Annotated in this window: 19 protein-coding genes and 1 tRNA gene; 6 read left to right on the forward strand and 14 right to left on the reverse strand. The window is 72.2% G+C overall.

Features of this window, described 5'->3' with window-relative positions; all coding sequences use genetic code 11:
* The first annotated feature begins 78 nt into the window (after positions 1 to 78).
* The 5 genes from BJ976_RS08260 to BJ976_RS08280 all read left to right on the forward strand — a co-directional run bounded on the left by BJ976_RS08260 (position 79) and on the right by BJ976_RS08280 (position 5,999).
* Entirely contained in the window at positions 79 to 2,076 is a 1,998-nt protein-coding gene (locus tag BJ976_RS08260) for a glycosyltransferase (RefSeq protein ID WP_167736910.1), read from the forward strand.
* Entirely contained in the window at positions 2,073 to 2,918 is an 846-nt protein-coding gene (locus BJ976_RS08265) for a glycosyltransferase family 2 protein (RefSeq protein ID WP_135029022.1), read from the forward strand. The genes BJ976_RS08260 and BJ976_RS08265 overlap by 4 nt, the downstream gene beginning before the upstream one ends.
* 188 nt (positions 2,919 to 3,106) lie before the next feature.
* Positions 3,107 to 3,913, forward strand: coding sequence for a glycosyltransferase family A protein (locus tag BJ976_RS08270; protein WP_167736909.1), 807 nt, complete (start codon positions 3,107 to 3,109; stop codon positions 3,911 to 3,913).
* Between the two features lie 82 nt (positions 3,914 to 3,995).
* Entirely contained in the window at positions 3,996 to 4,865 is an 870-nt protein-coding gene (gene rfbA / locus BJ976_RS08275; RefSeq protein WP_135029018.1) for a glucose-1-phosphate thymidylyltransferase RfbA, read from the forward strand.
* Between the two features lie 18 nt (positions 4,866 to 4,883).
* Positions 4,884 to 5,999: a glycosyltransferase family 4 protein gene (locus BJ976_RS08280; protein ID WP_135029016.1), complete on the forward strand. Its 1,116-nt coding sequence runs from the start codon at positions 4,884 to 4,886 to the stop codon at positions 5,997 to 5,999.
* A 61-nt stretch (positions 6,000 to 6,060) separates the two neighbouring features.
* Here the strand turns inward: BJ976_RS08280 and BJ976_RS08285 are convergent, their stop codons facing one another.
* From BJ976_RS08285 to BJ976_RS08325, 9 genes are read right to left on the reverse strand one after another with little or no spacing between them, the layout of a single operon-like run.
* Positions 6,061 to 7,173 carry a glycosyltransferase gene (locus BJ976_RS08285; protein ID WP_135029014.1) on the reverse strand — a complete coding sequence of 371 codons (1,113 nt, stop codon included), beginning with the start codon at positions 7,171 to 7,173 and terminating at the stop codon, positions 6,061 to 6,063.
* 9 nt (positions 7,174 to 7,182) lie between these two features.
* On the reverse strand, positions 7,183 to 8,145 hold the full coding sequence (locus BJ976_RS08290; protein ID WP_135029012.1) for a glycosyltransferase family 2 protein: 963 nt from the start codon (positions 8,143 to 8,145) through the stop codon (positions 7,183 to 7,185).
* A 16-nt stretch (positions 8,146 to 8,161) separates the two neighbouring features.
* Positions 8,162 to 9,199, reverse strand: coding sequence for a glycosyltransferase family 4 protein (locus BJ976_RS08295; protein ID WP_135029010.1), 1,038 nt, complete (start codon positions 9,197 to 9,199; stop codon positions 8,162 to 8,164).
* The gene (locus BJ976_RS08300) at positions 9,196 to 10,332 is read right to left on the reverse strand and encodes a glycosyltransferase family 4 protein (RefSeq protein WP_229667206.1); all 1,137 of its coding nucleotides are present in this window, start codon (positions 10,330 to 10,332) and stop codon (positions 9,196 to 9,198) included. Before BJ976_RS08300 ends, BJ976_RS08295 begins: the two co-directional genes overlap by 4 nt.
* A complete protein-coding gene (locus BJ976_RS08305; protein WP_135029008.1) occupies positions 10,323 to 12,566 on the reverse strand; it encodes an N-acetylneuraminate synthase family protein in 2,244 nt (747 codons plus the stop codon). The genes BJ976_RS08300 and BJ976_RS08305 overlap by 10 nt, the downstream gene beginning before the upstream one ends.
* A complete protein-coding gene (locus BJ976_RS08310; protein ID WP_135029006.1) occupies positions 12,563 to 13,339 on the reverse strand; it encodes an acylneuraminate cytidylyltransferase family protein in 777 nt (258 codons plus the stop codon). The genes BJ976_RS08305 and BJ976_RS08310 overlap by 4 nt, the downstream gene beginning before the upstream one ends.
* The gene (locus BJ976_RS08315; RefSeq protein ID WP_167736908.1) at positions 13,336 to 14,553 is read right to left on the reverse strand and encodes an RNA-binding protein; all 1,218 of its coding nucleotides are present in this window, start codon (positions 14,551 to 14,553) and stop codon (positions 13,336 to 13,338) included. Before BJ976_RS08315 ends, BJ976_RS08310 begins: the two co-directional genes overlap by 4 nt.
* Positions 14,550 to 15,611, reverse strand: coding sequence for a CgeB family protein (locus tag BJ976_RS08320; protein WP_135029004.1), 1,062 nt, complete (start codon positions 15,609 to 15,611; stop codon positions 14,550 to 14,552). Before BJ976_RS08320 ends, BJ976_RS08315 begins: the two co-directional genes overlap by 4 nt.
* Positions 15,608 to 16,537, reverse strand: coding sequence for a glycosyltransferase family 2 protein (locus BJ976_RS08325; protein ID WP_135029002.1), 930 nt, complete (start codon positions 16,535 to 16,537; stop codon positions 15,608 to 15,610). The genes BJ976_RS08320 and BJ976_RS08325 overlap by 4 nt, the downstream gene beginning before the upstream one ends.
* Before the next feature lie 201 nt (positions 16,538 to 16,738).
* Between BJ976_RS08325 and BJ976_RS08330 the strand changes: the two genes are divergently transcribed.
* Positions 16,739 to 17,935, forward strand: a complete 1,197-nt coding sequence (locus BJ976_RS08330) for a hypothetical protein (protein ID WP_135029000.1) — start codon at positions 16,739 to 16,741, stop codon at positions 17,933 to 17,935.
* A 60-nt stretch (positions 17,936 to 17,995) separates the two neighbouring features.
* On the opposite strand, the gene lepB is transcribed toward BJ976_RS08330, so the two are convergent.
* The 5 genes from lepB to BJ976_RS08355 form a co-directional block, all read right to left on the reverse strand.
* Positions 17,996 to 18,757, reverse strand: coding sequence for a signal peptidase I (gene lepB, locus BJ976_RS08335; RefSeq protein ID WP_135028998.1), 762 nt, complete (start codon positions 18,755 to 18,757; stop codon positions 17,996 to 17,998).
* A 3-nt stretch (positions 18,758 to 18,760) separates the two neighbouring features.
* Positions 18,761 to 19,741 (reverse strand): ribose-phosphate diphosphokinase, encoded by a 981-nt coding sequence (locus tag BJ976_RS08340; RefSeq protein WP_135028996.1) that lies wholly within the window; start codon positions 19,739 to 19,741, stop codon positions 18,761 to 18,763.
* A 74-nt stretch (positions 19,742 to 19,815) separates the two neighbouring features.
* A complete protein-coding gene (glmU, locus tag BJ976_RS08345; RefSeq protein WP_135028994.1) occupies positions 19,816 to 21,336 on the reverse strand; it encodes a bifunctional UDP-N-acetylglucosamine diphosphorylase/glucosamine-1-phosphate N-acetyltransferase GlmU in 1,521 nt (506 codons plus the stop codon).
* A 62-nt stretch (positions 21,337 to 21,398) separates the two neighbouring features.
* A tRNA-Gln gene (locus BJ976_RS08350) sits at positions 21,399 to 21,470 on the reverse strand.
* A gap of 50 nt (positions 21,471 to 21,520) precedes the next feature.
* Positions 21,521 to 23,014 carry a sugar transferase gene (locus BJ976_RS08355; RefSeq protein WP_135028992.1) on the reverse strand — a complete coding sequence of 498 codons (1,494 nt, stop codon included), beginning with the start codon at positions 23,012 to 23,014 and terminating at the stop codon, positions 21,521 to 21,523.
* Between the last annotated feature and the right edge of the window lie 82 nt (positions 23,015 to 23,096).

Genomic DNA, 23,096 nt, shown 5'->3' on the forward strand with positions numbered 1-23,096 from the left:
ATGGCGACCGCTCGGCTTCGCAGCGTAGCTCTGGCAGATCAGATCCGCGCGCACACGGGAGAGCCCCTGGATGCCCTGGTGGCCATCGCATCATCGACCGATGTGCTCTCACTCCCCCACGATCTGCCCCTCGTCCAGGTCACCGACGCCACCTTCCCCGCCATCTGCGGGTTCTACCCGATCGCGACCGGCCTCGGCCGTCGCAACGAGCGGGAGGGGCTGCGCGTCGAACAGGCCGGGGCTGCCGTGACGGATCAATTCCTGGTCGCGTCTGACTGGGCTGCCCGCAGTCTGATCGGGGACGCAGGCGTCTCACCCAGTCGGGTGACCGTCGCCCCCTTCGGCCCCGCCACCCCCACGTCGAATGCACCCCGCCCACGGACGCCGGGTTCCCCATTGCGAGTCCTGGCTGTCATCGCTGATTGGGAGCGCAAGCGTGGAGACGACGTTGTCTTCGCCGCGGAGCAGGCTCGACAGAGCCGGGAGATCGGACTGACCATCGTCGGTCGAGTCCCCGACGGCCTCCCCCCGTGGGTGGACACGCCAGGCGTGGTAGACCGGTCGGTCCTCGCCGAGCTTTACAGGGAGCACGATGTCCTCCTTGACCTCGCCCTGGCCAACGCGGCCGGCGTGGTCATGACCGACGCACTGGTCTCGGGGCTGCCCGTCATCGCCACGCGCGTAGGGGGCGTGGAGACCATCATCCAAGAAGGACTCACCGGATGGCTCGTCGCCCCGGGCGAGGCCGTCGACCAGACCGCACGTCTGCTCGGGGAGCTCTCGAAGGCAACCGTGGCGCGCGCCGCCGAGGCGGCAACCCGAGACGGCCGGTTGCGGCTGAACTGGCAGGCATGGGCAAACACAGCGGAACAGGCGGTCCATTCCGCCCTTGAAGCGCGCAGAAGTCCTGGGCCCTCCGCCTCGACCAAGCGAAAAGCCGTCATGCTCACACCCGTTCTTCCTTCGTCGACCCGCCAGGAGTCAGCGGGCGAGCACCTGGTGCACGCCATTGCCGAGATGGTAAGCGATAGCGCCGAGCTGACGATGGTCACGACCGATGGCCCGGCCAACCGTCGCGCTCTCGCCCGCGGAGTCCCCTTCTCCCATCGGATGCTCTCCCCTGCGGCAGACCGTCGCGGCCGCCTGGAACGCCTGCTCGCAGTGGCCCCGCCGCTGAGCCGGGCCGCCCTCTCACGGGTTCGAGACCTGGTGGCAGAGGCCGATGTCATCGACCTGCAGTGGGAGGAGACCGCCATCCTGCTGGGAGCCATTCGCCGCATCAATCCCAACGCGCGCGTCGTCGTAACACTGCACGACGTCCTCTCCCAACGGTTCGGGCGGCAGCGAAAGCTCCAGACGAGCATCCCACGCCGAGCAGCCTGGGCGGTCCGGCGTGCCGCCGCCCTCCAACTCGAGGGTCGGATCGCTCGACACGCCGACGATGTCGTGGTCCTCAGCCAGAAGGACGCCGATCTGCTGCCCCGCCGAGGCACGCACGCACGGGTGCATGTGGTGCCCCCAGCGATCTCCGGCCACGTGCGCACTGAAGCCCCCTCCTCAACGAACCCCCTGCTCCTCTTCGTGGGCTACATGGCCCGTTGGGAGAACGAGGACGCGATGCACTGGTTCGTCACAGAGATCCTCCCCAAAGTGCGCAAAGCGCACCCGAACGCGCGGGTCGCCGTCGCCGGCGGCGGGCTCCGCGACCACGTCGTGGCAGAACTCGAAGCCAACTCCGTCGAGGTTCTGGGCTTCGTGGACGACCTCGAGCCTCTGTATGAAGAAGCCGCCGTGGTGGTGGTCCCCCTCCGCTACGGCGCCGGCGTGAAATTCAAGGTGGTGGAGGCACTCATCCGCGGAGTGCCCACGGTAACGACCACCGTGGGGAACGAGGGCATCCACCCCGCCGACGCCGCGTTCGTGGCCGATGACCCCCGGGCCTTCGCGGCGTCCGTCAACCGGGTGCTCCGAGATCCTGACGCCGCCAATGACCATGCTCGCCGCACGGCCCATGCCGTGGCCGAGGAATACGGAGAACAGCGCTTCCGCGCCCGCCTCCAGGAGGTCTACGGATGAGCAAAGCTGTCAGTGTGGTCATCCCCTGCCACAACGCCGCCGCCACAGTCAGCCGCCAGATCTCTGCTGTGCTGACCCAGCTGCGGCCGGACGACGAGCTAGTCCTAGTGGACAACCGCTCCACCGACGCCACACGGGCCGTGCTCGACGCCGCGGCGGCCCAGGACGGACGTGTGCGCGTCGTCTCGGCAGAGGAACGGGCCGGGGCGAACCACGCCCGCAACGCGGGCGCCGCCACCGCGCGCCACGACGTGATCCTCTTCTGCGACGCCGACGACGCGGTCCACCCCGGCTGGGCCGACGCGCTGCGCGCGGCCCTGGCCAACGGCGGCGTGGCCGGTGGCGCGGCGACCCCGGTCGACGCGGCCGGCCGCCGCCTCGGGCCAGACCTGGGTCTGCACGAGATTTTTGGCGGGCCAGCATACCCGCTGGGCGCGTCGATGGGCCTGCATCGCGACGTCCTGCGGGCGGTCGGCGGGTTCGACGAGTCCTTCGCCGGCGGGCACGATGAAACTGACCTGGCCTGGCGTGCCGACACGGCTGGCTGGCCAACCGTGTTCGTGCCCTCGGCCCGCATCGACTACGTCCAGCGACCTGACGCGCGCACCGCCGTCCGGCAGCGGCGCTCCTACGCCCGCACTGCGATCCAGTTATGGACGCGTCACCCGGAGACGGTCGACCCCCACGGGGTGAGTCTGCGCGGAGCCGTGCGGAACCTTGCGCGCAACGTCCCCTCGGGGCTGCGCGTGCTCCTCCGGACAGCCACCACAGAGCAGGCCGCGGGCTGGGGCTGGAACGTCGGGCTGCTCGAAGGGCACCTGCGCTATCGAGTGGCCGGGTGACCTCCAGAACCGCGAGTGCCCACATTCGCTCGGTGAGCAGATAGGGAGCTGTCGGCTCGCCGGGCCGATGCCCGTGGCGTTAAGCCCAGGGGGTTGCGCCCGGGGGTAGCGGCTACCCATTCCACCACGCCCCGCCGGTGTCACGAGGAGCGTCCCAATAAGATATCTTGATACGTGTGACGTCACAGGTGGCATTTATCATCCCCACGTTCAACGACGATCCTATCCATCTACGGGAGGCTGTTGAGTCGGCGCTCCGACAGGAGCATGTCAGTGTTGAGGTGGTGGTAGTGAATGACGGTTCCACGCGAGCGGAGACCTTGAGGGAGCTCAACGAGCTTCCGAGGTCGGTGAAAAGAATCGATCAGCCCAATCAAGGACCAGCGGCGGCCCGAAATACCGGAATTCGCGCGATCTCTTGCCAATATGTGGTACCTCTCGACGGAGACGACCGCGTGAGTCCGGACTTTGCCGCACGCGGCGTCGAAACGCTGGAGTCTGACGCAGATTGTAGATTCGCGTACGGGAAAGTCGCGCTCTTCGGCGCAGAGACTGGAGCGAAGATCCCTCCGGCCTCGGTTGGCCTGGCGGACCTGGCGGGCGGCAATCGCATTGCCGCAACTGCTGTATTCCGGCGCGAAGACTGGCAGGCCGTGGCCGGCTACGACGTGGAACTCCGACGCGGGTTCGAGGACTACGAGTATTGGATACGACTCCTAACGCGGCTAGGCGGCCACGGCACCCGCATCGAGGCGACTCTCGAATATCGCCAGCGGTCTGAATCGCGCCGCCGGGCCGACCTGGCGATGGGCATGGCTATTACCCGCGAGCGGATTTTGATCAACAACGCAGCTCATCTGGACATCCTGCTTCGGGCCACGTGGAACCGGCTTGACGAATCATCCGCCGAGACCCAGATGGCATGGAATGATCCCCTCCAGATCCGGCGCTACCTCCGACCACTGAAGACACTGCTCGCCCCGTTTCCACGCTAGTGCCCACGGCCGCGCCACATGCCGATCGAATCCTCGACAGGGCTCGGTTCTCACCCCCGGGGGCGCCGGTAGAGTGTCAAACATGAAGGGCATCATCCTCGCTGGCGGCACCGGCTCTCGGTTGCACCCCATCACCCATGGCATCTCGAAGCAGCTCGTGCCGGTCTACGACAAGCCGATGATCTACTACCCGCTGTCCACGCTCATCCTGGCGGGGATCAGCGACATCCTGGTGATCACCACCCCACACGACGCGCAGCAGTTCCAACGGCTCCTGGGCGACGGCTCACAGTTCGGGATCTCACTCAGCTACGTTCAGCAATCCTCCCCGGACGGGCTGGCACAGGCGTTCATCCTCGGGGAGGACCACATCGGCGCCGAGCACGTCGCGCTCGTCCTGGGGGACAACATCTTCTACGGTCCTGGCATGGGCCAGCAGCTGCGCCGTCACACCCAGGTCGACGGAGCCACTGTGTTCGGCTACTGGGTGGCGGACCCCAGCGCCTACGGCGTGGTGGAGTTCGACGACGCCGGCAAGGCCATCTCACTGGAGGAGAAGCCTGAGGAGCCCAAGAGCAACTATGCGGTGCCCGGCCTGTACTTCTACGACAACGACGTCGTCGAGATTGCGAAGAGCCTCAAGCCGTCGGCACGCGGCGAGCTGGAGATCACCGACGTGAACCGCACCTACCTGGAACGCGGCAGCCTCAACGTGGAGGTCCTTCCCCGGGGCACCGCATGGCTGGACACCGGCACGTTCCACGACCTGAACGACGCGTCCAACTTCATCCGCACCATCGAGTCACGGCAGGGCCTCAAGGTCGGCGCGCCCGAGGAGGTCGCCTGGCGCCAGGGACTGCTCACGGACGACGAGCTGCGCGAGCGCGCCGAGCCCCTCGTGAAGTCCGGGTATGGCCGGTACCTGCTCGACCTGCTCGATACCGGTCGCTGAGGCCGCGAACGGACCGGCATGGATCTCGGATACCTGTCCCCGTCGTCGCTGTGGAGCACCCCGGACGGCCTCGCCATGGACGCCCGCGCGTGGGAGTCCGTCGAGGAGATGGCCCGCTCCCACGAGGGCCGCTTCATCGTGGCTTCGCCCGGCTTCACCCGGGCGCCCGCGACCCCGGTGGGCTGCGTCGCGCTCGACATCGTGTCGCCGGCATTCGACGTCGTCGCCGTGGAGCCGACCGCCGAAGGAGTCGACTCCCTGGACCTGGACGCGATCCTGGCGCTCCATTCGCGTTCCACCGCAGGCCTCGCACGAGCGCGGACGCCGGTCGTCCTCACCTCCGAGGTCACCTACGGCATCCGCCTGGGCATCCACCGCGCGTCCCTGTCCGGGCTGCCCCTCGCGCGGGCCGCGGCAGGACTCCTGCGCCAGGAGGCAGGCCTGCTCCGTCAGGTCCTGTGGGCGGCCTCCCTGCAGGCCAACGGGCCGGCGGCCGCCCGCGCGTACGGGCGGCTGACCGAGGACGCGTTGGCGTTCCATGACTCACGCATCCGGCACGCCGAAGTCGAGGCCGCCGCGACGACTCCGGGGTGGGAGGGCGGACCGCTCCGCATCGGGTTCTCCGGCCGCCTCGACCCGATCAAGGGACCCGGGTTCGCGATCGCCCTCGCGAAGCGGGCGAAGGAGGACGGCCTGCCCGTGGAGCTCCATGTCTTCGGCGCCGGCCCCCTAGAGGCCGAGCTGCGTTCGAGCGCCGGATCGAACATCGTCTCCCGGGGATTCGCGGACTTCCATGAGCAGTGGGTGCCCGCGGTGCGCGAGGAGGTGGACGTGATGGTCCTCCCGCACGTCCAGGGGGATCCGTCCTGCACCTACTTCGAGGCCCTCGGATGCGGGACCCCGATCCTCGCCTTCGCCAATCAGACCTCGACGTACATCGCCGAGGAGCGCGGGGCGGGATGGGTGGTGCCCCAGCGGGATGTGGAGGCGATGCTGCAGGTCCTGCGCGAGATCCTCCGTGATCCCAGGAAGCTCCACGACGCCCGGGCGGCCGGCATCGCGCTGATGCGCACCCACCACTTCGAGGCGACCACGCGGTCCCGGCTGAGACACCTCGCGCAGCACGCGGCGTGACCCTCCGGATCCGTTCCCGGGACCGCCGCCGAGCACGAGTGGCCGGGGTGTCGGGAATTCCTCACAACGACCCGACGGCGTCGCTGATCTGCCGGGCGAACTCGGCCTCCGAGAACCGCGCCGCATGGCTCCGTAACGCGTCCCGGTCCCAGTCCCGCCCCAGCGCCCGCTCGATCCCGTCGGCCACCGCATCCACCGTCGGTTCCTCCACGAATACCCCGTTGACGCCTTCCACGATGGTGTCCAGGTAACCGCCGGCCCGCAGTGCCACGGTGGGCACGCCCCACGCGCTCGCCTCGAGCGGCGTGATGCCGAAGTCCTCGTGGCTCGCGGCGATCAGTGCCGTCGCGTGCGCGTACGCCCAGCGCAGCTGCGCGTCGGTGAGGTCCTGGCCGAACACCACGTCCTCCCCCGCCATCGCCCGCAGCCGGGCCTCCTCCGGGCCCTTGCCGATCACCACGAGCGGCCGCCCCGCGCGGGCCGCGGCCTCGATCGCCACGTCCACGTGCTTGTACGGCATGAGCCGCGCGACCGACAGCAGGAAACCGTCCTCCGCCAGCCGCTCGGCTCCGGGGATCGGCTCCTGCGGGCCATCCGTGCTCACGGAGTGCGGCGGGAACACGAGGTCCACGCCGTCGAGCCCGTAGACGTCTTCGATCCGCTCCTTCACCACCGTGGAGTTGGCCACATAGCGTGATCGACGCCGGACGGACGCGCGGTCCCACCTGCGCAGGCCCGGGCGCAGCACGCGGGCGACCCGGCCCTTGATGCTGTCCCGACCGTCCTCACCCAGGTAGTCGTCCAGCAGATACACCCAGCGCGCCGGGGTGTGGCAGTAGACGAGCGTGGCGCCGTCGTAGCGGAATCCGTGCGCCCAGCCGGACGTCGAGACGACGGCGACCGGCTCCTTCACGTGCATCAACGAGGAGGCCAGGGGCAGCAGCGGCAGTGCTCTCCGCGGGTCCTTCCGCAGCAGCCCCACCCGGTTCAGGGGTGAGGTGATGATGTGCGCGTCCTTGAACTCCGGGAAGGTCCCCTCGGGGTCGTAGAACGTCGTGTAGATGGGCGCATCCGGCCACATCCGGTGCAGGGCGAGCACCACCCGTTCCGCCCCGCCCTTCTGGGTGAGGTAGTCGTGGGCGATGGCGATCTTTGCGGGGGTCTGTTCCGACATCGTGTCTCCTCAGATGGCCCGTTGCGCACGGTGGGGGTGGGCCCGTCCGGCCTCGGCCGCACCCTCCACCTGGAGGGCGATGAGTCGACGGGCGAGCCCCCGGGGCAGGTGGTCCGCGACGGCGTCGATCAACGCACTGGAGCGCGTGAGCGTGGCTTCGGTGGTGCCCAACGCCACCAGGCGCACGGCGGCACCCCACGCGCCTCGGGGAGCACCGATGGTGCCGAGCGGTGCCGCCCCGTGCTTGCCCACGAACAGGTTCCGCGCGGCCGTGCCGTGCAAGGCCCGCACCGCCTTCGAGTGCGTCGTCACGGCGGCAGCGTGGTGCCGCGTCTCCAGCTCGGGACGGATCACCACCGGATAGCCTGCCGCGTGCAGCCGGTAGCCGTAGTCGATGTCCTCCCACCCGTACTGTCGGTAGTCCGGGTCGTAGCCACCGATCTGCTCGTGCAGGGCACGGGGGACGGACACGTTGCCTGCCCAGTGCCGCCACTGCTGATCCGCCGGCAGCGCATACGCGTGCTCGCGGTGCAGGACGTCCTGGGCGTCACCGTAGGCGCGCTGATACGGGGTGGGCTCCAGGACGTTCACATAGAGTCCGATCGCCCCACCGGGTCCGTCGTCGTGCGCGGCCACGTGGTCCCGGATGTAGTGGGGTCCGGGCTCCAGATCGTCGTCCGCGCGGATGAGGATGCGGCCGGACGTCGCGTCGGCACCGGCGTTGAGTGCGGCGACCCGTCCGCGGTTCTCGCCGAAGACGGTCCAGCTCAGGTCCAGGACCGGATACTCCGCGGCCAACTGGGCGAGCACCGCTTCCGACCCGTCCACATCCCCGTCCACGACCACGTGGACCTCGAACGGCGGGGCGTCCTCCTGCGCGGCGAGGGCGCCGATCAGGCGCGGCAGCCGCTGGGCTCCGCCCCGGCTGGGGACGATCACGCTGGCCTCGGGGGTCAGGGGCGTCTCGGTCATGAGTCCTCCGCAGGTGTCATAGGGACAGGTCGTCCAGGAGCTCGGCGACGGCGGCGCGGCCGGCCTCGGGTGAGAACAGCGACGCCCAGCGGCGCCGCTGGGAGTGGGCCACCGCGCCCAGATCGCCCGCGCGCACGGCCTGCAGGCGGTCCGCGAGCGCGGCAGCGTCCTGCTGCGGAAAAACGAAGGGGTGTTCGCTGCCGACCACCTCGGGAACGGCCCCCGCATCGGAGGCCACCACCGGAACGCCCGCGGCCATCGCCTCGGCCGTCACCAGGCCGAAGACCTCGGCCCACTGCGACGGCACGGCCAGCACGTCCACGGAGGACAGGAACTCGCTGGTGTCCTGCCAGCCGAGCACCTGGACGTCCTCACCCGCCGCCTTCAGGGCAGTGGCAAGCCGCTCGGCCTCGTCCTCCGCCACGAACCGGCTCTCCCCCGCGACGCGGAACACGAAAGCACCCGGGTCGGTCTTCCGCAGCAGCGCGGCGGCCTCCAGCAGGGTGACGATGCCCTTGTCCTCGGACAGCCGGCCGAGGAAGCCCACGGTCACCGGCTCATCGGCATCGCGGGCCCGCCCTGCCTGTGGCGTCGTCGGACCCGGAACCCAGTTGTGGAGCACGCGGGCCCCGCGGATGCGGTCCGCCGCGAACCGGGAGGGCGCGAGGACCGCGAGTGCGCCGGGACGCGCCAGGGCGGAGAACACGCGCAGAAGCGGCTTCTCGGGCACCTGGTGCAGGTGCACAATCCGGCGCGGCCGGCCTGCCAGGGCCGTGGCCGGCAGCAGCCCGTTGCACCAGGCGACGTCGTCGTCGCCGCGGCCGCGGTCCCAGGCCCGGAGAGCGCGCAGGTACCCCAGTCGTCCGGGCCCACCCACGCGGACCACGTCGAAGCCGTCCGCGGCCAGACGATCGGCGGTCTCGGCCGGGTGGGCAGGAGCCACGACGCCCACGTCCCGCCCCAGCTCGCGCAAGGACGTGGCGAGATGGTGCAGCATCACCTCGCCGCCGCCCACCTCGCCCTGGTTCGCCAGGATCCAGATGCGACCGGTCATCCCGAGGTCTTCCCCACCCGGCGCCCGAGCACCTCGAGGGTCGCCTCGGCGGTGGCCCGGGCCATCGTCTCCACGTCGCCCACGCGCACCTCGCCCGGGCCGTCGACGGCGGCACGCATGACGGCGTCGGCGATGGCCGCCGGCGTGGTCTCGTGGACGAGGCGCTCGGGCGGCAGGATCTCCCCGTTGCCGCCCACGTCCGTGGCGACGGCGGGCAGGCCGGCCGCGGCGGCGTCGAGCAGGGTGTAGCTCAGGTTCTCCCACGCGGAGAGCTGCACCAGCACGTCGTGCTCGGCCATGGTGCCCCACGGCTCCACGAAGCCGGGCAGGTCGACCGCGTCCGCGACACCGAGGGCCTCGGCCTGGGCGCGCAGCGCCGCCGTGAGCGGCCCCGTGCCGGCCAGCGTCACCCGCGTCCCGGGGTCGCGCTCCAGCAGGGCGGGCAGTGCGGCGATCAGCCGGTCCAGGTTCTTCTCGGGGGCCAGCCGGGACAGGGACAGGATCCGCAGTCCCTCCCCCGGTGCGCGCCGCTGCCCCGCGGCCGCGGCGCGCACCGCGGGCACGTCCACGCCGTTGCGCACCACGGTGAGGGGCACCCCCGCACCCCACTTGCGGCGGAGGACGTCCGCGGTGGACTGGGCGACGGCGATCACGAGGTCCGTGCCGCGCAGCCGGGCGCGGTGCGCGGTGTTCTTCACCCGGGCCGCGGCGGCGCGGTTGTACAGCCCGTCGTCCGGGGCGATCCCGTGCTCGGTGCTGATCAGCGCCGGGGCACCGGCCCGCCGCAGGGCCCGCTCCGCGCCCAGCGCCGTGAAGGCCGCGAGGTCGGCGTAGGCCAGGTGCGTGTGGACCGCGGCCGGGCGCAGGGTGCGCACCGCCGTGCGGAGCGTGCGCACCGAGGCGGCCAGGCCGGCGTCGGGACCGAGGTGCCCGGTGAACACCGCCGCGCCCTGCTCACGCAGGCGCTCGGCGAGCGGGCCCTCGGGGCACAGCACCGCCAGACGCAGGCCGGGCAGGCCGACGCGCGCGACGTCGAGGACATGCCGGGCCACGCCGCCGAGGTCGGCGACGGGCACCACCCAGAGCGTCAGCGGGGCCGGGGTGGTCGTCGCGGCCTCGGGGATCACAGCCACTGCTCCAGGCGGTCCAGGGCCGTCCAGAAGCCCTCGCCGTTGTTGATGTGACCCTGCCAGATCTCCGGGATGAAGCTCACCCCGGGGGCCAGGCGGTCGAGCTGCTCGCAGAGCACCGGCCAGTCCACGTCGCCCTCGCCGATCTGCGGCCCCTCCCCGTCCACACCGGTGGCGTCCACGAGGTGCAGGTGGATGGTGTGCGGGGCCAGCTTCTCCACCATCTCCGAGAAGGGGATCCCCAGGAACGTGGCCGAGAGCTTGGAGTGGGAGATGTCCAGGCACAGGGGCACCCCCGTGGCCTCCACGAACGCCACGGTGTCGTCCGGGTCCATGAAGAGGTTGTGGTACTGCTGACCGCCCATGAGCCACGGGAACGGCGGCAGCGTCTGCGCGGCGATCCGGATGCCGGAGGTGTCCAGGCGCTGCACGGCCTCGGCGATGCGTTCGTACTTCGGCAGCCGCTCCTCCGGGCGGATGTGCCGGTCCAGGGTGAACCCGCCCATGGTGATGACCATGATGGGCTCCTCCTCGTTCGGGAACCAGCGCTTCAGGTCCCGGGTGATGTCGATCGTGCGCTGCACCTCGGCGATCGAGCGCTCCCACACGGCGTCGTCGTCGCTGGCCAGGTCCACGAGGAAGTCGCCGGAGAAGATGTCCGGCAGGTGGGTGGTGAAGCCTCCCGGCATGGGCTCACGGAACACCGAGTCGATGTCGATCTCGAGGTCCTTGTAGGAGAAGTGGAACTCCAGGAAGTCCGGGGTGCAGTCCTTCGTCAGCGCCTCGACGTCGTGGTACCGCACCGGCAGGCCCCAGGGGCGCCGGAACTCGAACTGGCGCCCGGTGGGCACCGTGTCCGTGAGGTCTCCGGCGAAGAAGAAGTCACCCTCGGCCATCTCGCGGTGCAGAGTGCGGCCGACCAGGCGCGGCAGCTCGTTGGGCTGCAGGCCACGGCCCGGGGACTTCACGGTCACGTCGTCGGCGGTGATCGTGGCGCCGGCCTGCAGCGGACGGGCCGCCACCAGGGACTTGGCCAGGTTGATGCGGTTCATCGCCTCGCCCGTGGAGACCACGCGCTCGCCGGCCACGCCGATCGACTCCTCGATCTCGCGGGTCTGCCGCACCATCTGGGCGAACTCCTCCGGCAGGAGGGAGACCTTGTGGTCGTTGCCCTCGAGGGAGCGGTCCACGGTGAAGTGCTTCTCGATGATGGATGCCCCGCGCGCCACCGCGGCCAGCGCCACGTGGAAGCCGCGCTCGTGGCCGGAGTAGCCCACCGGGGCCTGGGCGATCTCCGCCAGGCGCTCCAGGTAGGCGAGGTTCACGTCCTTGTACGGCGCTGGATAGGTGGACTGGGCGTGCAGCATCGCGAAGGGGACGCCGAGGGAGCGCACGAGGGCCACGGACTCGCGGATCTCCTCCTCCCGGGACATGCCGGTGGAGAGCACCATCGGCAGGCCGGAGGCGGCCGCGTCCCGCAGCAGACCGTGGTTCGTCAGGTCCGCCGAGGCGATCTTCACGCCGTCCACCGGGTACTCGCGCAGCACCCGCATGGACGGGGCGTCCCACGGGGTGCACATCAGGGCGACGCCGGCGTCCCGGACGTGATCGAACACCCGCACCATGTCCTCGACGGACAGGGAGAACTTGGCCAGCTCGTCCAGGGTGCGCTGCGCGCCGAGGTCCTCGCCCGCCGTCGCGGCGCCGGCCTGACGGTAGAGCGCGTCCATGTCCCGCAGCTGGAACTTCACGGCGTCCGCGCCGGCCTCCACCGCCAGGTCCACGAGACGGCGGGCCAAGTCCACATCGCCCTGGTGGTTGTTGCCGATCTCCGCGATGAGGAACGCCGGGTGGCCCTCGCCCACGCGGTGCGCGCCGATCCGCAGCTCCTGCTCGCGATCGATTGCGATGGCAGCCAGCCGGCCGCGCTCGTCCAGCAGCGGCAGGTGCGCCGCGCCCGTCGGGAGGGCCTCGCGCATCTGATCGGCGGACGCGCTCAGCGGGGCGGTGGCCGGGGAGCGGTGCGCCGCCTCGGCGGCCGGGGCGTCCAGGGACGCCTCCGGGTGCGTCAGGAGCCAGCGGCGGAAGTCGCCGTCGGTGAGGGAGCCGACGAGGAAGCCGTGGGAGTCCACCACGAACACGATCCGCTCGCGGTTGTCCGTCATCTTCCGGAGGGCGGCGAGGAGCGAGTCCTCCGGGAACACGAGGTAGGGAGTGAGGGTGCGTTCGATGATCACAGGGCGCCTCCCGGGGTGCTGTGGGTCGGGACGGAACGGGGATGGGTGAGGTCGGAGCGGGACTGCAGGAGCTTCTGCACGGCCAGGTACTGGTCCATCTGCTGCTCGGCGAGCGCGAAGTCCAGCTCCGTGTCGATGTCCACCCCCTCGAGGTCGTCCAGTTCGAGCAGCGCGATGCGCCCGCCCAGCCGGTTGTGCAGCTCGTCGTAGACCCACGGCCGGGTGACGTACAGGGAGCCGTTCTCCCGATAGCGCAGGTCCGTGCGGTCCATGTCCTGGCGGCGCTTGCGCCCGTCCACGGCGTAGTCCGCGATCGGGGCCGCCTCCGGGTCCTCGGCGTGACGCCACAGGAACGGGGAGACCGGCACGACGCCGACCACCGAGTCCACGCCCGGCTCGCGCAGGCGTGCCACGGCGCGGTCCAGGGTGCCGGGCAGACGCAGCGGGCTGGTGGCCTGCAGCAGCATGACGGCCTCCGGCTCGACGCCCCGGGCGCGCTCCTGGGCGAGGGCATGCTCCACCACGGGCTCGGTGGGCGTCTCGTCCTGCGCGAGCTCCGCCGGGCGCAGGCCGGGGACGTCCGCGCCGTACTTGCGGGCCACCTCGGCGATCTCCTCCGAGTCCGTGGAGACCACCACGTGGAGGTCCTCCGCGGCCTCGAGGGCCGCCTGGACGGTCCATGCCAGGAGGGGGTGCCCGCCGAGCATGCGGATGTTCTTGCCCGGCAGGCCGCGGGACCCGCCGCGGACGGGGATGACGCACAGGATGCTCATGCGGGGTCCTTCCAGACGTCCTCGGCGATCGCCGCGGCCGGATCCGGCGTCGGCGCCACCAGCGGCGGGGTGGGGGCGGGGCCGGCGGCGCCGTCGCCTCCGCCCGGGGTCCAGCGGGCGATCCCGTAGCGGTCCCAGAACTCGGTCAGCCACGCGGGCGGGTCCGGGTGCACGGCCCAGGCCGGGCGCCCGGCCTGCGCCGCCTCCAGGATGCCCGTGGAGAACACGGCGGCCACGGGCCCGGTGGCCTCGGCCAGCGGGGCGCCGGAGCGGTCCACGGTGATCCCCTGCCGCTCCCAGCGGGCGTGCTGGCCGCGGGAGAGCCGGTCCCGCTCGGCCGGGTGCGGCCGGTACGCCGCGCCCGTGACGCGGATGTACTGCTCCGCTGCGGCGGCGAACGCGCGGCGGGGCAGCTCGGCCCCGTGCAGCTGGCCGAGGAACACGCCGGGGCCGTCGGTGGAGGCGGGCGCCGGGGCAGCGGCGGTGTCCTGGCGGGCGGCCTCGAGCAGCGCCGAGCCGACGACCACGGTGCGCACGTCCGCGCGGTCCTGGGTCCACCAGTCGGCGTCTCGCTGCGTGAAGGCGTAGAGCGTGACGTCCCGCGGGACCGGCGGCGTCGAGACGGCCAGCAGGCCGTGCTGCACCACGCCCACCCGGACGCCGCGCTCGCGGGCCCAGCGGACGGCGGCGCGGCCCGCGGGCAGGTACTCCCCCGCCACGAGCACGCGGCGCAGCCCGACGAGGCACTCGGCCACGTCCGGGTCCGTCGCGGGCACGGCGGTCAGGCCGGTGTGCCCCGGCAGGTCGGAGGCCAGCTGCTCGGCGACGTCGGCGGGCATCACCCAGCCGATGCCGTCGAGGACGCGGGCGACCGCGTGCGGAGCGTCCCCCGAGACAGCCGCGCGGCCCTCGGCGAGCGCGGCCACGGGCGCCACGAGGGCGGCCCGCTGGGTGGGCCCGGCGGACTCCACGGCCACGAGCGTGTGGACGTCCCCGGCGGGCAACAGCACCCGCAGGCCCGCCTCCGGTGCGTCCGGCGACCGGCGCACGGCGGCCCGCGCGGTGCGCACGGCGTGCGCCGCCCGGCGGCTCAGCGGCCAATGGGACCGCTGCCACCGGGACCATCGGGGCAGGTCCTCGGCCCGCCAGAACATCGGCGGGGTGGGTGAGCCGGCGGAGGGGCGCGGCGTCGTCGTGGTGTCCCCGCCGCTCACACCCACCACTCCTGCGCCATGGCGGCCCGGTGGGCAAAGGTGTGCTCGGCGTGGGAGCGGCGGCGGCCGGCCGCGCGGATCCGCTCGCCCCAGGACGGCTCAGCGACGACGCGCTGCGCGAGCTCCACCAGGTGGTCGGCGTCCTCGAACACCAGGACCTCCTCGCCGGGCTCGTAGAACTCCGCCACATCCGGGCGGTCCACGAATTGCAGACCGCCCATGCCGGGCACCTCGAAGGTGCGCATCGCGTGCCCGGCCTGCAGTCCGTGCACGTTGATGGCCGCGGCGGCGGCCGCCTGCACGGCGTAGGCCTCCTCCAGCGGGATGTCGCGCTCAGCGGGCAGGTCCGGGCGGCGCAGCTCCCACGTGCGCAGCCGGTCCACCGGGTGGTGGCTCCATTGGCGGCCGTAGGCGCGCACGGGCACGCCGGCCTGGGCCAGGCGCTCGAGGAGCTCCACGCGGTTGGGGTAGCGCGAGCCGACGAACACGACCTCCTCGCGGCGGTCCAGGCGCGGGACGGCGAGGTCCGGGTCGAACCCGTTGGGCATGTAGTGGGCGTCCACGCCCTGGGCCGCCAGCGCCTCCGTCTCCGAGCGGGCGTAGCTGAGCACGGGGCCCACCTGGCGCAGGAAGTCCGCCGAGTAGTCGTGGCGGTGCAGGTCGTCGTAGAGCCACAGCATGCGGGGCACGCCGAGTGCCTCCACCTCGTCCCAGAAGGCGTCCCCCAGGGAGTCGCCCTTGATCACCAGCACGCGGTCCGGGCGGGCCTCACGCAGGGCGGCCACGGCGCGGTCGGTGTCCCAGGCCACGCGGGCGGCCGCGCGGTCGATGCCCGCCTTCTGCGGCAGCTCGAGGAGCGCCTTGTTCCGCAGCTTCATGGCCGGGGTGGAGTACGCGTCGTACGTGTGCACCGTGACGTCGAAGCCCTGCTGCGCCCAGGCCGCGGCGATGGAACGGTGATACCCGTGGAAGGCGGGCGAGACGAGCAGGAGACGCTCGACGCGCCGGCCCGGCGCGCCGCCGGCGGGAGCCGGGAGGGTGTAGCCGCCGGCGCTCATCGGTGCGTCCCCTTCCAGATCAGGTCCCGTTCCGCGCGGAAGACCGCAGCGGCGTCCACGTCCGTGCCCCGGGCCTGGCGGATGCGGTTGACGGCGAAGTTCACCCCGGTGGCGGCGGTGAGGGCCGCCTTGAGGGTCCGCGGGTGGCCGAACGTGCGGGCGTACCGGAAGCGGGAGTCCACCAGCCAGCTGCGGCGGCGGAGCGGGTCGGAGGAGCCGTGCAGGCCGTGCACCACACGGACGGACGGCACCACGATCGAGGGGACGCCGGCGTCGCGGAGGCGGCGCTGCAGGTCCACCTCCTCGGAGTTCATGAAGTAGTCCTCGTCGAAGCCGCCCACCGCACGCACCTGCGCCATCGGCAGGAGCAGGACGGCGCCCATCACCCAGTCCACCGGCGTGGGCGCCTGGGCGCGCGCGGCGGCCACGTCGTGGCCCACGGCCTCGTGCAGGGCGGGCAGGTGGCGGAAGCGGGCCAGCGGGGTGAGCCACTCCACCACCTGATGCCCCACCGTGGGGAAGTGCCGGCCGGACCACTGGGGCGTGCCGTCGTCGTTGACCACTTGCGGGCTCACCACGGCGGGCTGGTAGGGGGCGGCGGCGGCCACGAGGGCGTCGATCTGCTCACCCGTGATCTCCGCGTCCGAGTTGAGGACCAGGGCCAGCTCGGTGGTGACCTCGGCCAGGCCTGTGTTCACGTTCGCCCCGAACCCGCCGTTGCGCTCGCGGCGCACCACGCGCAGCGCGTCCTCACCGGGTGCGGGCAGCGGGTAGGGCTCCGGGGAGGCGTCGTCCGAGACCACGACGGCGGCCACGGACCGCCCCGGAGCGGCCAGCAGCGCCTCCACCAGGGCTCGGGTGGGGTCGGGGTCCCCGTAGTGCGGGATCACCACCGTCACGGGGGCGGCGGAGTGCGGGGCGGACATGGCTGAGAGGCCTCCGGACGGGGATGGGTGCGGGCGTGCCGGAGCGCACGGGACACTCCATTCGTCCAGTATAGGAACCGCCCCTCGATAGACTGCCCGGGAGGTCCGGACTCGAGCGCGACCTCCCCCACCTCGTGCCGCCCCCGTCCGCCGCGCCCGGCGCCGCCGAGAGCGGGGCGTGACCGACGGACAGGAGTCCCCATGGCCCCCGGCACCCCCGACCGGACCGAGGAGCGCCCGCCCCGGGCGGTGCGCCTGCGCACCGGGCGGACGGACTTCGTGGTCGGCGGCCTGGACGAGGCGGAGCAGGCGGAGATCGCCCGGAACTGGTCTCGCTGCTCCCCCGAGCCGCTGGACGGCGCTCACGCCGCCGAGCCGGACCTGGACCGCCGCACCCGGCCGGACCAGCCCTGGGACGACTTCCACGAGACACTCGTCTACCGCGCCACCTCGCGGACCATCGAGTCCGGCCGCGGCCGGGACCTGATGTTCCACGCGGCCTGTCTGGCGGATCCCGCCACCGGGGCCGCCGTGCTGCTCGCCGCCGCCTCCGGGACCGGCAAGACCACCGCCACCCGCCGGCTGGGACCGCACTACGCCTACCTCACGGACGAGACCGCCATGGTGGACGTCGAGGACCTCTCGGTCACCCCCTACCCCAAGCCCCTCTCCCTCCTGCAGGACGGGCGGCGCCCCAAGCGCCAGGTCAGCCCGGACGAGCTCGGCCTCGGCCCGGACGTGCCGGCCGTCCTGCGGCGCGTGGCGGTCCTGGATCGGGAGCGGGACGCCGCGGAGGAGGACGTCGCGGCGCGCGCCGAGCGGATGGACCTGGCCGAGGCCCTCGTGCTGCTCGTGCCCCAGACCTCGTCCCTGGCCCATCTGGAGCGTGGACTGGTGACCCTGTGCCGCACCCTGGACCGCCTGGGCGGCGTCCAGCGGCTCGTGTACGCGGAGGCGGAGGACCTGCGCCCCGTGGTGGACGCGCTGCTCGCGGCGGAGCCGGCGCCGGTGGAGCCGGAGTGGGAGGCCCTCGACGATGCCGAGATCGCCGCCTCCGCGGGAATCGCGGCCGGGCCTGCGGCGGACGACGCGTCCGGGACCGCGCGGGTTCACCGCGCGGCCGCGGACTGCGGGATCGAGCTGGCGGACGGCCGGCTGGTGCTGCTCATGGGCCAGCAGCTGATCATCCTGGACGGTCTCGGTCCCGCCCTGTGGCTGCTGCTGGACACCCCCCGGACGGCACCCGAGCTGCTGGCGGAGCTCACGGACCTGGGCCCGGTGCCGGACGGCGCCCCGGAGCGGCTCGGGGAGGCCGTGGCCGCCCTTGTCCAGCAGGGCGTGGTGTGGCAGGAGGACCCCCGCGCCGACGCGGCTTCTGCGGAGGACCACCGCCGGTGACGCGGACGGGCCCGGTCCCTCCGTGCGGAGGGACCGGGCCCGTCACGATGACGGCTCAGCTCACGGCGTGCCCCAGTTGCTGGGCGGCCAGAGGGTGAAGAACACCTCGCCCACCACGTCCTCGTCCCGGATGAACCGGGCGCAGTCCCCGGCCTCCTCGGCCGTCACGCCCCGGCAGTCGATCACGGAGTCCGCCGAGTTGGACCGGTGGTCCCCCAGCACCAGCATGGAGCGCTCGGGCACCGTGACGGGTCCGAAGCACCGCGGCGAGCGCGCCTGCGTGGACTCGCAGTCCAGCTGACCCGGCACGAACGGCAGGTCCCGGTGGATGTAGGGCTCCTCCAGAGGCTCCCCGTCCACGAGCACGGCGCCCTCGGCGGAGCAGCACTCCACGGTCTGGCCCTCGGTGCCGATCACGCGCTTGACCAGGGCCTGCTCGTGCGAGCGGCCGATGCCGGTGACGTCGCCGAAGGTGCGCACCGCGTTCTCCACCGGCCCCTCCGGACCCATGTCCATGGCCCAGTCCTCGTTGGCGGCGAACACCACCACGTCCTGGGGCTCGGCCATGCCGTCCGGGTAGGCGGTGCGGTTGACGAGGATGCGGTCCCCCACCTGGAGGGTCTCCTCCATGGAGCCCGAGGGCACGGAGTAGACCTTGACCCAGAACGCCTGGACCACGGCCACCACGGTGAGCGCGATGACCACGTTCAGCAGCACCGAGGCCCAGAACGGCAACCGCGGCCCGCGGCGCTCGGGGGCGGCGGTGGCCGACGACGACGCCGGGGCGCCGTCCTCACCGCGCGCGGCGGGGGTGTGGGCCATGGCTCAAGCGTCCCCGTCGAAGAGGCTGGTCACCGAGCCGTCCTCGAACACCTCGCGGATGGCGCGGGCGATCAGCGGCGCGATGGACAGCACCGTGAGGTTGTCGAAGCGCTTCTCCTCCGGGAGGGGCAGGGTGTTGGTCACCACCACCTCGCGCGCCCCCGAGTCGCCCAGGCGCTGCGCGGCCGGGTCGGAGAACACCGCGTGGGTCGCGGCGATGATGACGTCCTTCGCACCGGCCTCCTTGAGGATCCGCACGGCGCCGGAGATGGTGCCGCCCGTGTCGATCATGTCGTCGATCAGCACGCAGACGCGGCCCTCGATGTCGCCCACCACGGTCTTGGACTCAGCCTTGTTCGGGGTGGTGAGGTCACGGGACTTGTGCACGAACGCCAGCGGCACGCCGCCCAGGCGGTCCGCCCACTGCTCCGCCACGCGCACACGGCCGGTGTCCGGGGACACCACGGTGACCTGCTCCCCCTCCACGCGGCCCCGGATGTAGTCGGCGAGCAGCGGGATGGCGAAGAGGTGGTCCACCGGGCCGTCGAAGAAGCCCTGGATCTGCGCGGTGTGCAGGTCCACGGACATGATGCGAGAGGCACCGGCGGTGTGGTAGAGGTCCGCCACCAGGCGGGCGGAGATGGGCTCGCGGCCCCGGCCCTTCTTGTCCTGGCGCGCGTACGGGTAGAACGGGGACACCACGGTGATCCGGCGGGCGGAGGCACGCTTCATGGAGTCCACCATGATCAGCTGCTCCATGAGGTGGTTGTTCAGCGGCGCCGGGTGGGACTGGATGACGAACACGTCCTTGCCGCGCACCGACTCCCCCGAGCGCACGTAGATCTCCCCGTTGGCGAAGTCGTACGCGCTCAGGGGCAGCAGCTCGGTGCCGAGGCACTCCGCGATCTCCTGCGCCAGCTCCGGGTGGGCCCGCCCGGCCGCCAGCACCAGTCGCTTGTCCTCGCTCCGGCTCAGTTCCGTCATGACGTCCCCTGTCCTCAGTTCCCTGCTCGTGTGCGCGGCGCCGTCCGGCACCGCGTTCCATCCTAGGTGCGGGATCAGGCCCGCTCGTCGCCCTCGGCCCGGCCGGGCGCCTCGTCCCGCCCCACGGCGCCGGCCGCGCGCGCGGCGTCGGCGGAGGCGGTGCCCGCCCGACGGGAGACCACCCAGCCGTCCACGTTCCGCTGGTCCACGGCGTTCAGGGCCAGCGCCCCGGCCGGCACGTCCTCGCGCACGGTGGCGCCGGCCCCGGTGTACGCGCCGTCGCCCACGGTCACCGGAGCGATGAACACGGTGTTCGATCCGGTGCGCACGTGGGAGCCGATCACGGTGCGGTGCTTGTCCACGCCGTCGTAGTTGGCGGTGATGTTGCCGCAGCCGATGTTGGCGTACTCGCCGATCTCCGCGTCCCCGGCGTAGCCCAGGTGGGAGAGCTTCGCGCCGCGGCCGATGGTGACCTTCTTGGTCTCGTAGAACGCGCCGATCTTGCCCTCCTCGCCGAGCACGGTGCCCGGGCGCAGGTAGGTGAAGGGGCCCACGGTGGCACCGGCGCCGATCACGGCCTCCGTGGCGTCCGTGCGCTTCACGACGGCGCCCTCCCCCACCGTGGTGTCCGTCAGCGTGGAGTCCGGGCCGATCGCGGCGCCCGTGGCCACCTCGGTGGACCCGTGCAGCTGGGTGCCGGGCTTGAGGGTGACGTCCGAGGCGAGGGTGACGGTGACGTCCACCCACGTGGAGGCGGGGTCGACGACGGTCACGCCCTCCTTCATCCAGCCGCGCAGGACGCGGTCGTTGAGCTGGCGGCCCAGGTCGGAGAGCTGGCGGCGGTCGTTGGCGCCCTCGACCTCCCACACGTCCGCGGTGCCCACGGAGGCCACGCGGCCGCCCTCGGCGCGGGCCATGCCCAGCACGTCGGTGAGGTACTTCTCCCCCTGCACGTTGTCCGTGGACAGCTGCGGCAGGGTGCGGCGCAGCAGGGCGGCGTCGAAGGCGTAGATGCCGGAGTTGACCTCGGCGATCTCCACGAAGGAGGAGTCGCCCGTGGTCTCGGCGTGGGCCAGGGCGTCCTTGTGCTCCATGATGCGCTCCACGAGGCCCTCGGCGTCCCGCACGATCCGGCCGTAGCCGGTGGCGTCCTCGAGGGTGGCGGTGAGCACGGTGACGGCGTTGCCGTCCGCCTCGTGCGTGGCCACGAGCGTGGCGAGCGTCTCGGGGGTGAGCAGCGGGACGTCGCCGTAGGTGACCACCACGGTGCCGGTCAGGTCCGCCGGGAGCGCGGCGAGGCCCAGCTCCACGGCGCGGCCCGTGCCGGGGACCTCGTCCTGGTCCGCGATCGCCAGTCCGGCGATGCCGAGGTCGTCCGCGACGGCCTCGATGTGCTCCGCCACGCGGTCCCGCTCGTGGCGGACGACCGCCACGAGGTGCTCCGGCGTCAGGGACTGCGCCGCGGCGAGGGCGTGCCCCACGAGCGAGCGCCCGCCGATGGCGTGCATGATCTTCGGCGTGGCCGACTTCATGCGCGTGCCCTGGCCCGCGGCCAGCACGATCACGGCGGAGGGACGGGCGGCGGACTGCGTCATGCGCGGGGCTCCTGATGCTCGGGGAAGCGGGGCGTACCGTGCTCCCCGTCAGGGAGCGGGCGTTCCGCCCCTAGGATTCGAACCTAGACTGCACGGCTCCAAAGGCCGGCGTGCTGCCATTACACCAGGGCGGAGCGTCACGGCCCACGCCGGGCGCGACGACGCTCCATTGTTCCACGGGGCGTCAGTACGCGCCGTCCGACGCCGCGACCGCCTTGACCGTGCGGGCCAGGATGACCAGATCGCCGAGGATGGACCAGTTCTCCACGTAGTAGAGGTCCAGGCGCACGGCCTCCTCCCACGGCAGGTCCGACCGGCCGGAGACCTGCCACAGGCCGGTGATGCCGGGCTGGACCAGGAAGCGGCGGCTCATGTACTGCTCGTACTGCGCCACCTCGTGGGGCAGGTGCGGGCGGGGTCCGACGAGGGACATGTCCCCGCGCAGCACGTTGACGAGCTGGGGCAGCTCGTCGATGCTGGTGCGGCGGATCACCCCGCCCACCCGGGTGACGCGCGGGTCGTCCTTCATCTTGAACAGCACGCTGTCGTCCCCCGAATCGGAGACGAGCTGCGCCTTCTGCTCCTCCGCGTCCACCACCATGGAGCGGAACTTCAGCATGGTGAACGGCGTGCCGCCGAGGCCGATGCGCTGCTGACGGAAGAGGACGGGGCCTCCGTCGGTGGCCTTCACCGCGAGGGCGACCGCGGCGAGCAGAGGGGAGATCACGACGATCCCGAGAGCGGACGCGACGACGTCGAAGACGCGCTTCGTGAACGCCTTGCCTCGGGAGAGCCGCGGGGTGGAGATGTGGATCAGGGGGAGGCCCGCGAGGGGCTGGGTGTGCAGCCGCGGGCCCGCGATGTCCAGGAGGGCCGGCGCCATGATCAGCGAGATGCCCCGCTCCTGCAGTTCCCAGCCCAGACGCCGGACGTCCGCGGGGACGAGGGGGTGTCCCGAGGTCAGCACCACGGCCTCGATGTCCATGTGGCCCACCTGCTCCACGACCCCCTCGACCCCCTCGACGTCCGTGCGGCACGGGATCGGCAGGAAGTCCGGCCGGCGGGGGTTGTACCCGGGCAGGAAGGCCATGACGGGGCGGTAGCCCGCGCCGGCCTCGGAGTCGAGGGCATCGAACACGTGCTTCACGGCCTTGGGTCCGCCGATCAGCAGCAGACGGCGGCGGAACGCACCCGCCTGCCGACGTCGGGCGACCCAGCCTCGCACCAGGAAGCGGCCGACGAGGAGGAAGACGATGCCGATCGGCAGGGCGAGGGCGATGTAGCCGCGGGCGATCTCGAGCCCGACGGCGAAGGAGACGATGGCGACCAGGCCGAACAGGTACAGGGTGCCCCGCAGGACCCGCTTGTACTCCTCCGAGCCGCCGCCCAGGATGCGGATGTCCCGGGACCCGTCCACGCCCAGGGCGATGACCCAGAGGGCGCTGAGGATCAGGCTCAGAACGCTGTAGTCCAGCGCGTCCAGGCCGGGCACCTCCGCGAGGCGCGGGCCGCCGAAGCGCAGCTGCGCGGAGAGGAACGTGGCGAGGAGCACGGCGAGGACGTCCGCGGCCAGGACGAGCCGCGGCAGACCCTGCTCCCAGGAGGCCCCGAGGATGCGCGAGCGGACGGCGGAGCCCGCGGTGTCCGGGCCCCGGTCCGGGTGCACACTCTCCGTCACGTCCTGCTCCTTCGATCAGCCCCCGCCGAGGCGATGCACAACATTACGCAATAGTAGTTCGCCGACGGACACCCGACCCAAG

The sequence above is a fragment of the Micrococcus flavus genome (assembly GCF_014204815.1).
GTDB classification, from domain to species: Bacteria; Actinomycetota; Actinomycetes; order Actinomycetales; family Micrococcaceae; genus Micrococcus; species Micrococcus flavus.

Coding starts and splice junctions, on each gene's coding strand:
- BJ976_RS08265 (WP_135029022.1), top strand. CDS start 2,073: ATGAGCAAAGCTGTCAGTGTGGTCATCCCCTGCCACAACGCCGCCGCC.
- rfbA (WP_135029018.1), top strand. CDS start 3,996: ATGAAGGGCATCATCCTCGCTGGCGGCACCGGCTCTCGGTTGCACCCC.
- BJ976_RS08280 (WP_135029016.1), top strand. CDS start 4,884: ATGGATCTCGGATACCTGTCCCCGTCGTCGCTGTGGAGCACCCCGGAC.
- BJ976_RS08285 (WP_135029014.1), bottom strand. CDS start 7,173: ATGTCGGAACAGACCCCCGCAAAGATCGCCATCGCCCACGACTACCTC.
- BJ976_RS08290 (WP_135029012.1), bottom strand. CDS start 8,145: ATGACCGAGACGCCCCTGACCCCCGAGGCCAGCGTGATCGTCCCCAGC.
- BJ976_RS08295 (WP_135029010.1), bottom strand. CDS start 9,199: ATGACCGGTCGCATCTGGATCCTGGCGAACCAGGGCGAGGTGGGCGGC.
- BJ976_RS08310 (WP_135029006.1), bottom strand. CDS start 13,339: ATGAGCATCCTGTGCGTCATCCCCGTCCGCGGCGGGTCCCGCGGCCTG.
- BJ976_RS08320 (WP_135029004.1), bottom strand. CDS start 15,611: ATGAGCGCCGGCGGCTACACCCTCCCGGCTCCCGCCGGCGGCGCGCCG.
- BJ976_RS08325 (WP_135029002.1), bottom strand. CDS start 16,537: ATGTCCGCCCCGCACTCCGCCGCCCCCGTGACGGTGGTGATCCCGCAC.
- BJ976_RS08330 (WP_135029000.1), top strand. CDS start 16,739: ATGGCCCCCGGCACCCCCGACCGGACCGAGGAGCGCCCGCCCCGGGCG.
- lepB (WP_135028998.1), bottom strand. CDS start 18,757: ATGGCCCACACCCCCGCCGCGCGCGGTGAGGACGGCGCCCCGGCGTCG.
- BJ976_RS08340 (WP_135028996.1), bottom strand. CDS start 19,741: ATGACGGAACTGAGCCGGAGCGAGGACAAGCGACTGGTGCTGGCGGCC.
- glmU (WP_135028994.1), bottom strand. CDS start 21,336: ATGACGCAGTCCGCCGCCCGTCCCTCCGCCGTGATCGTGCTGGCCGCG.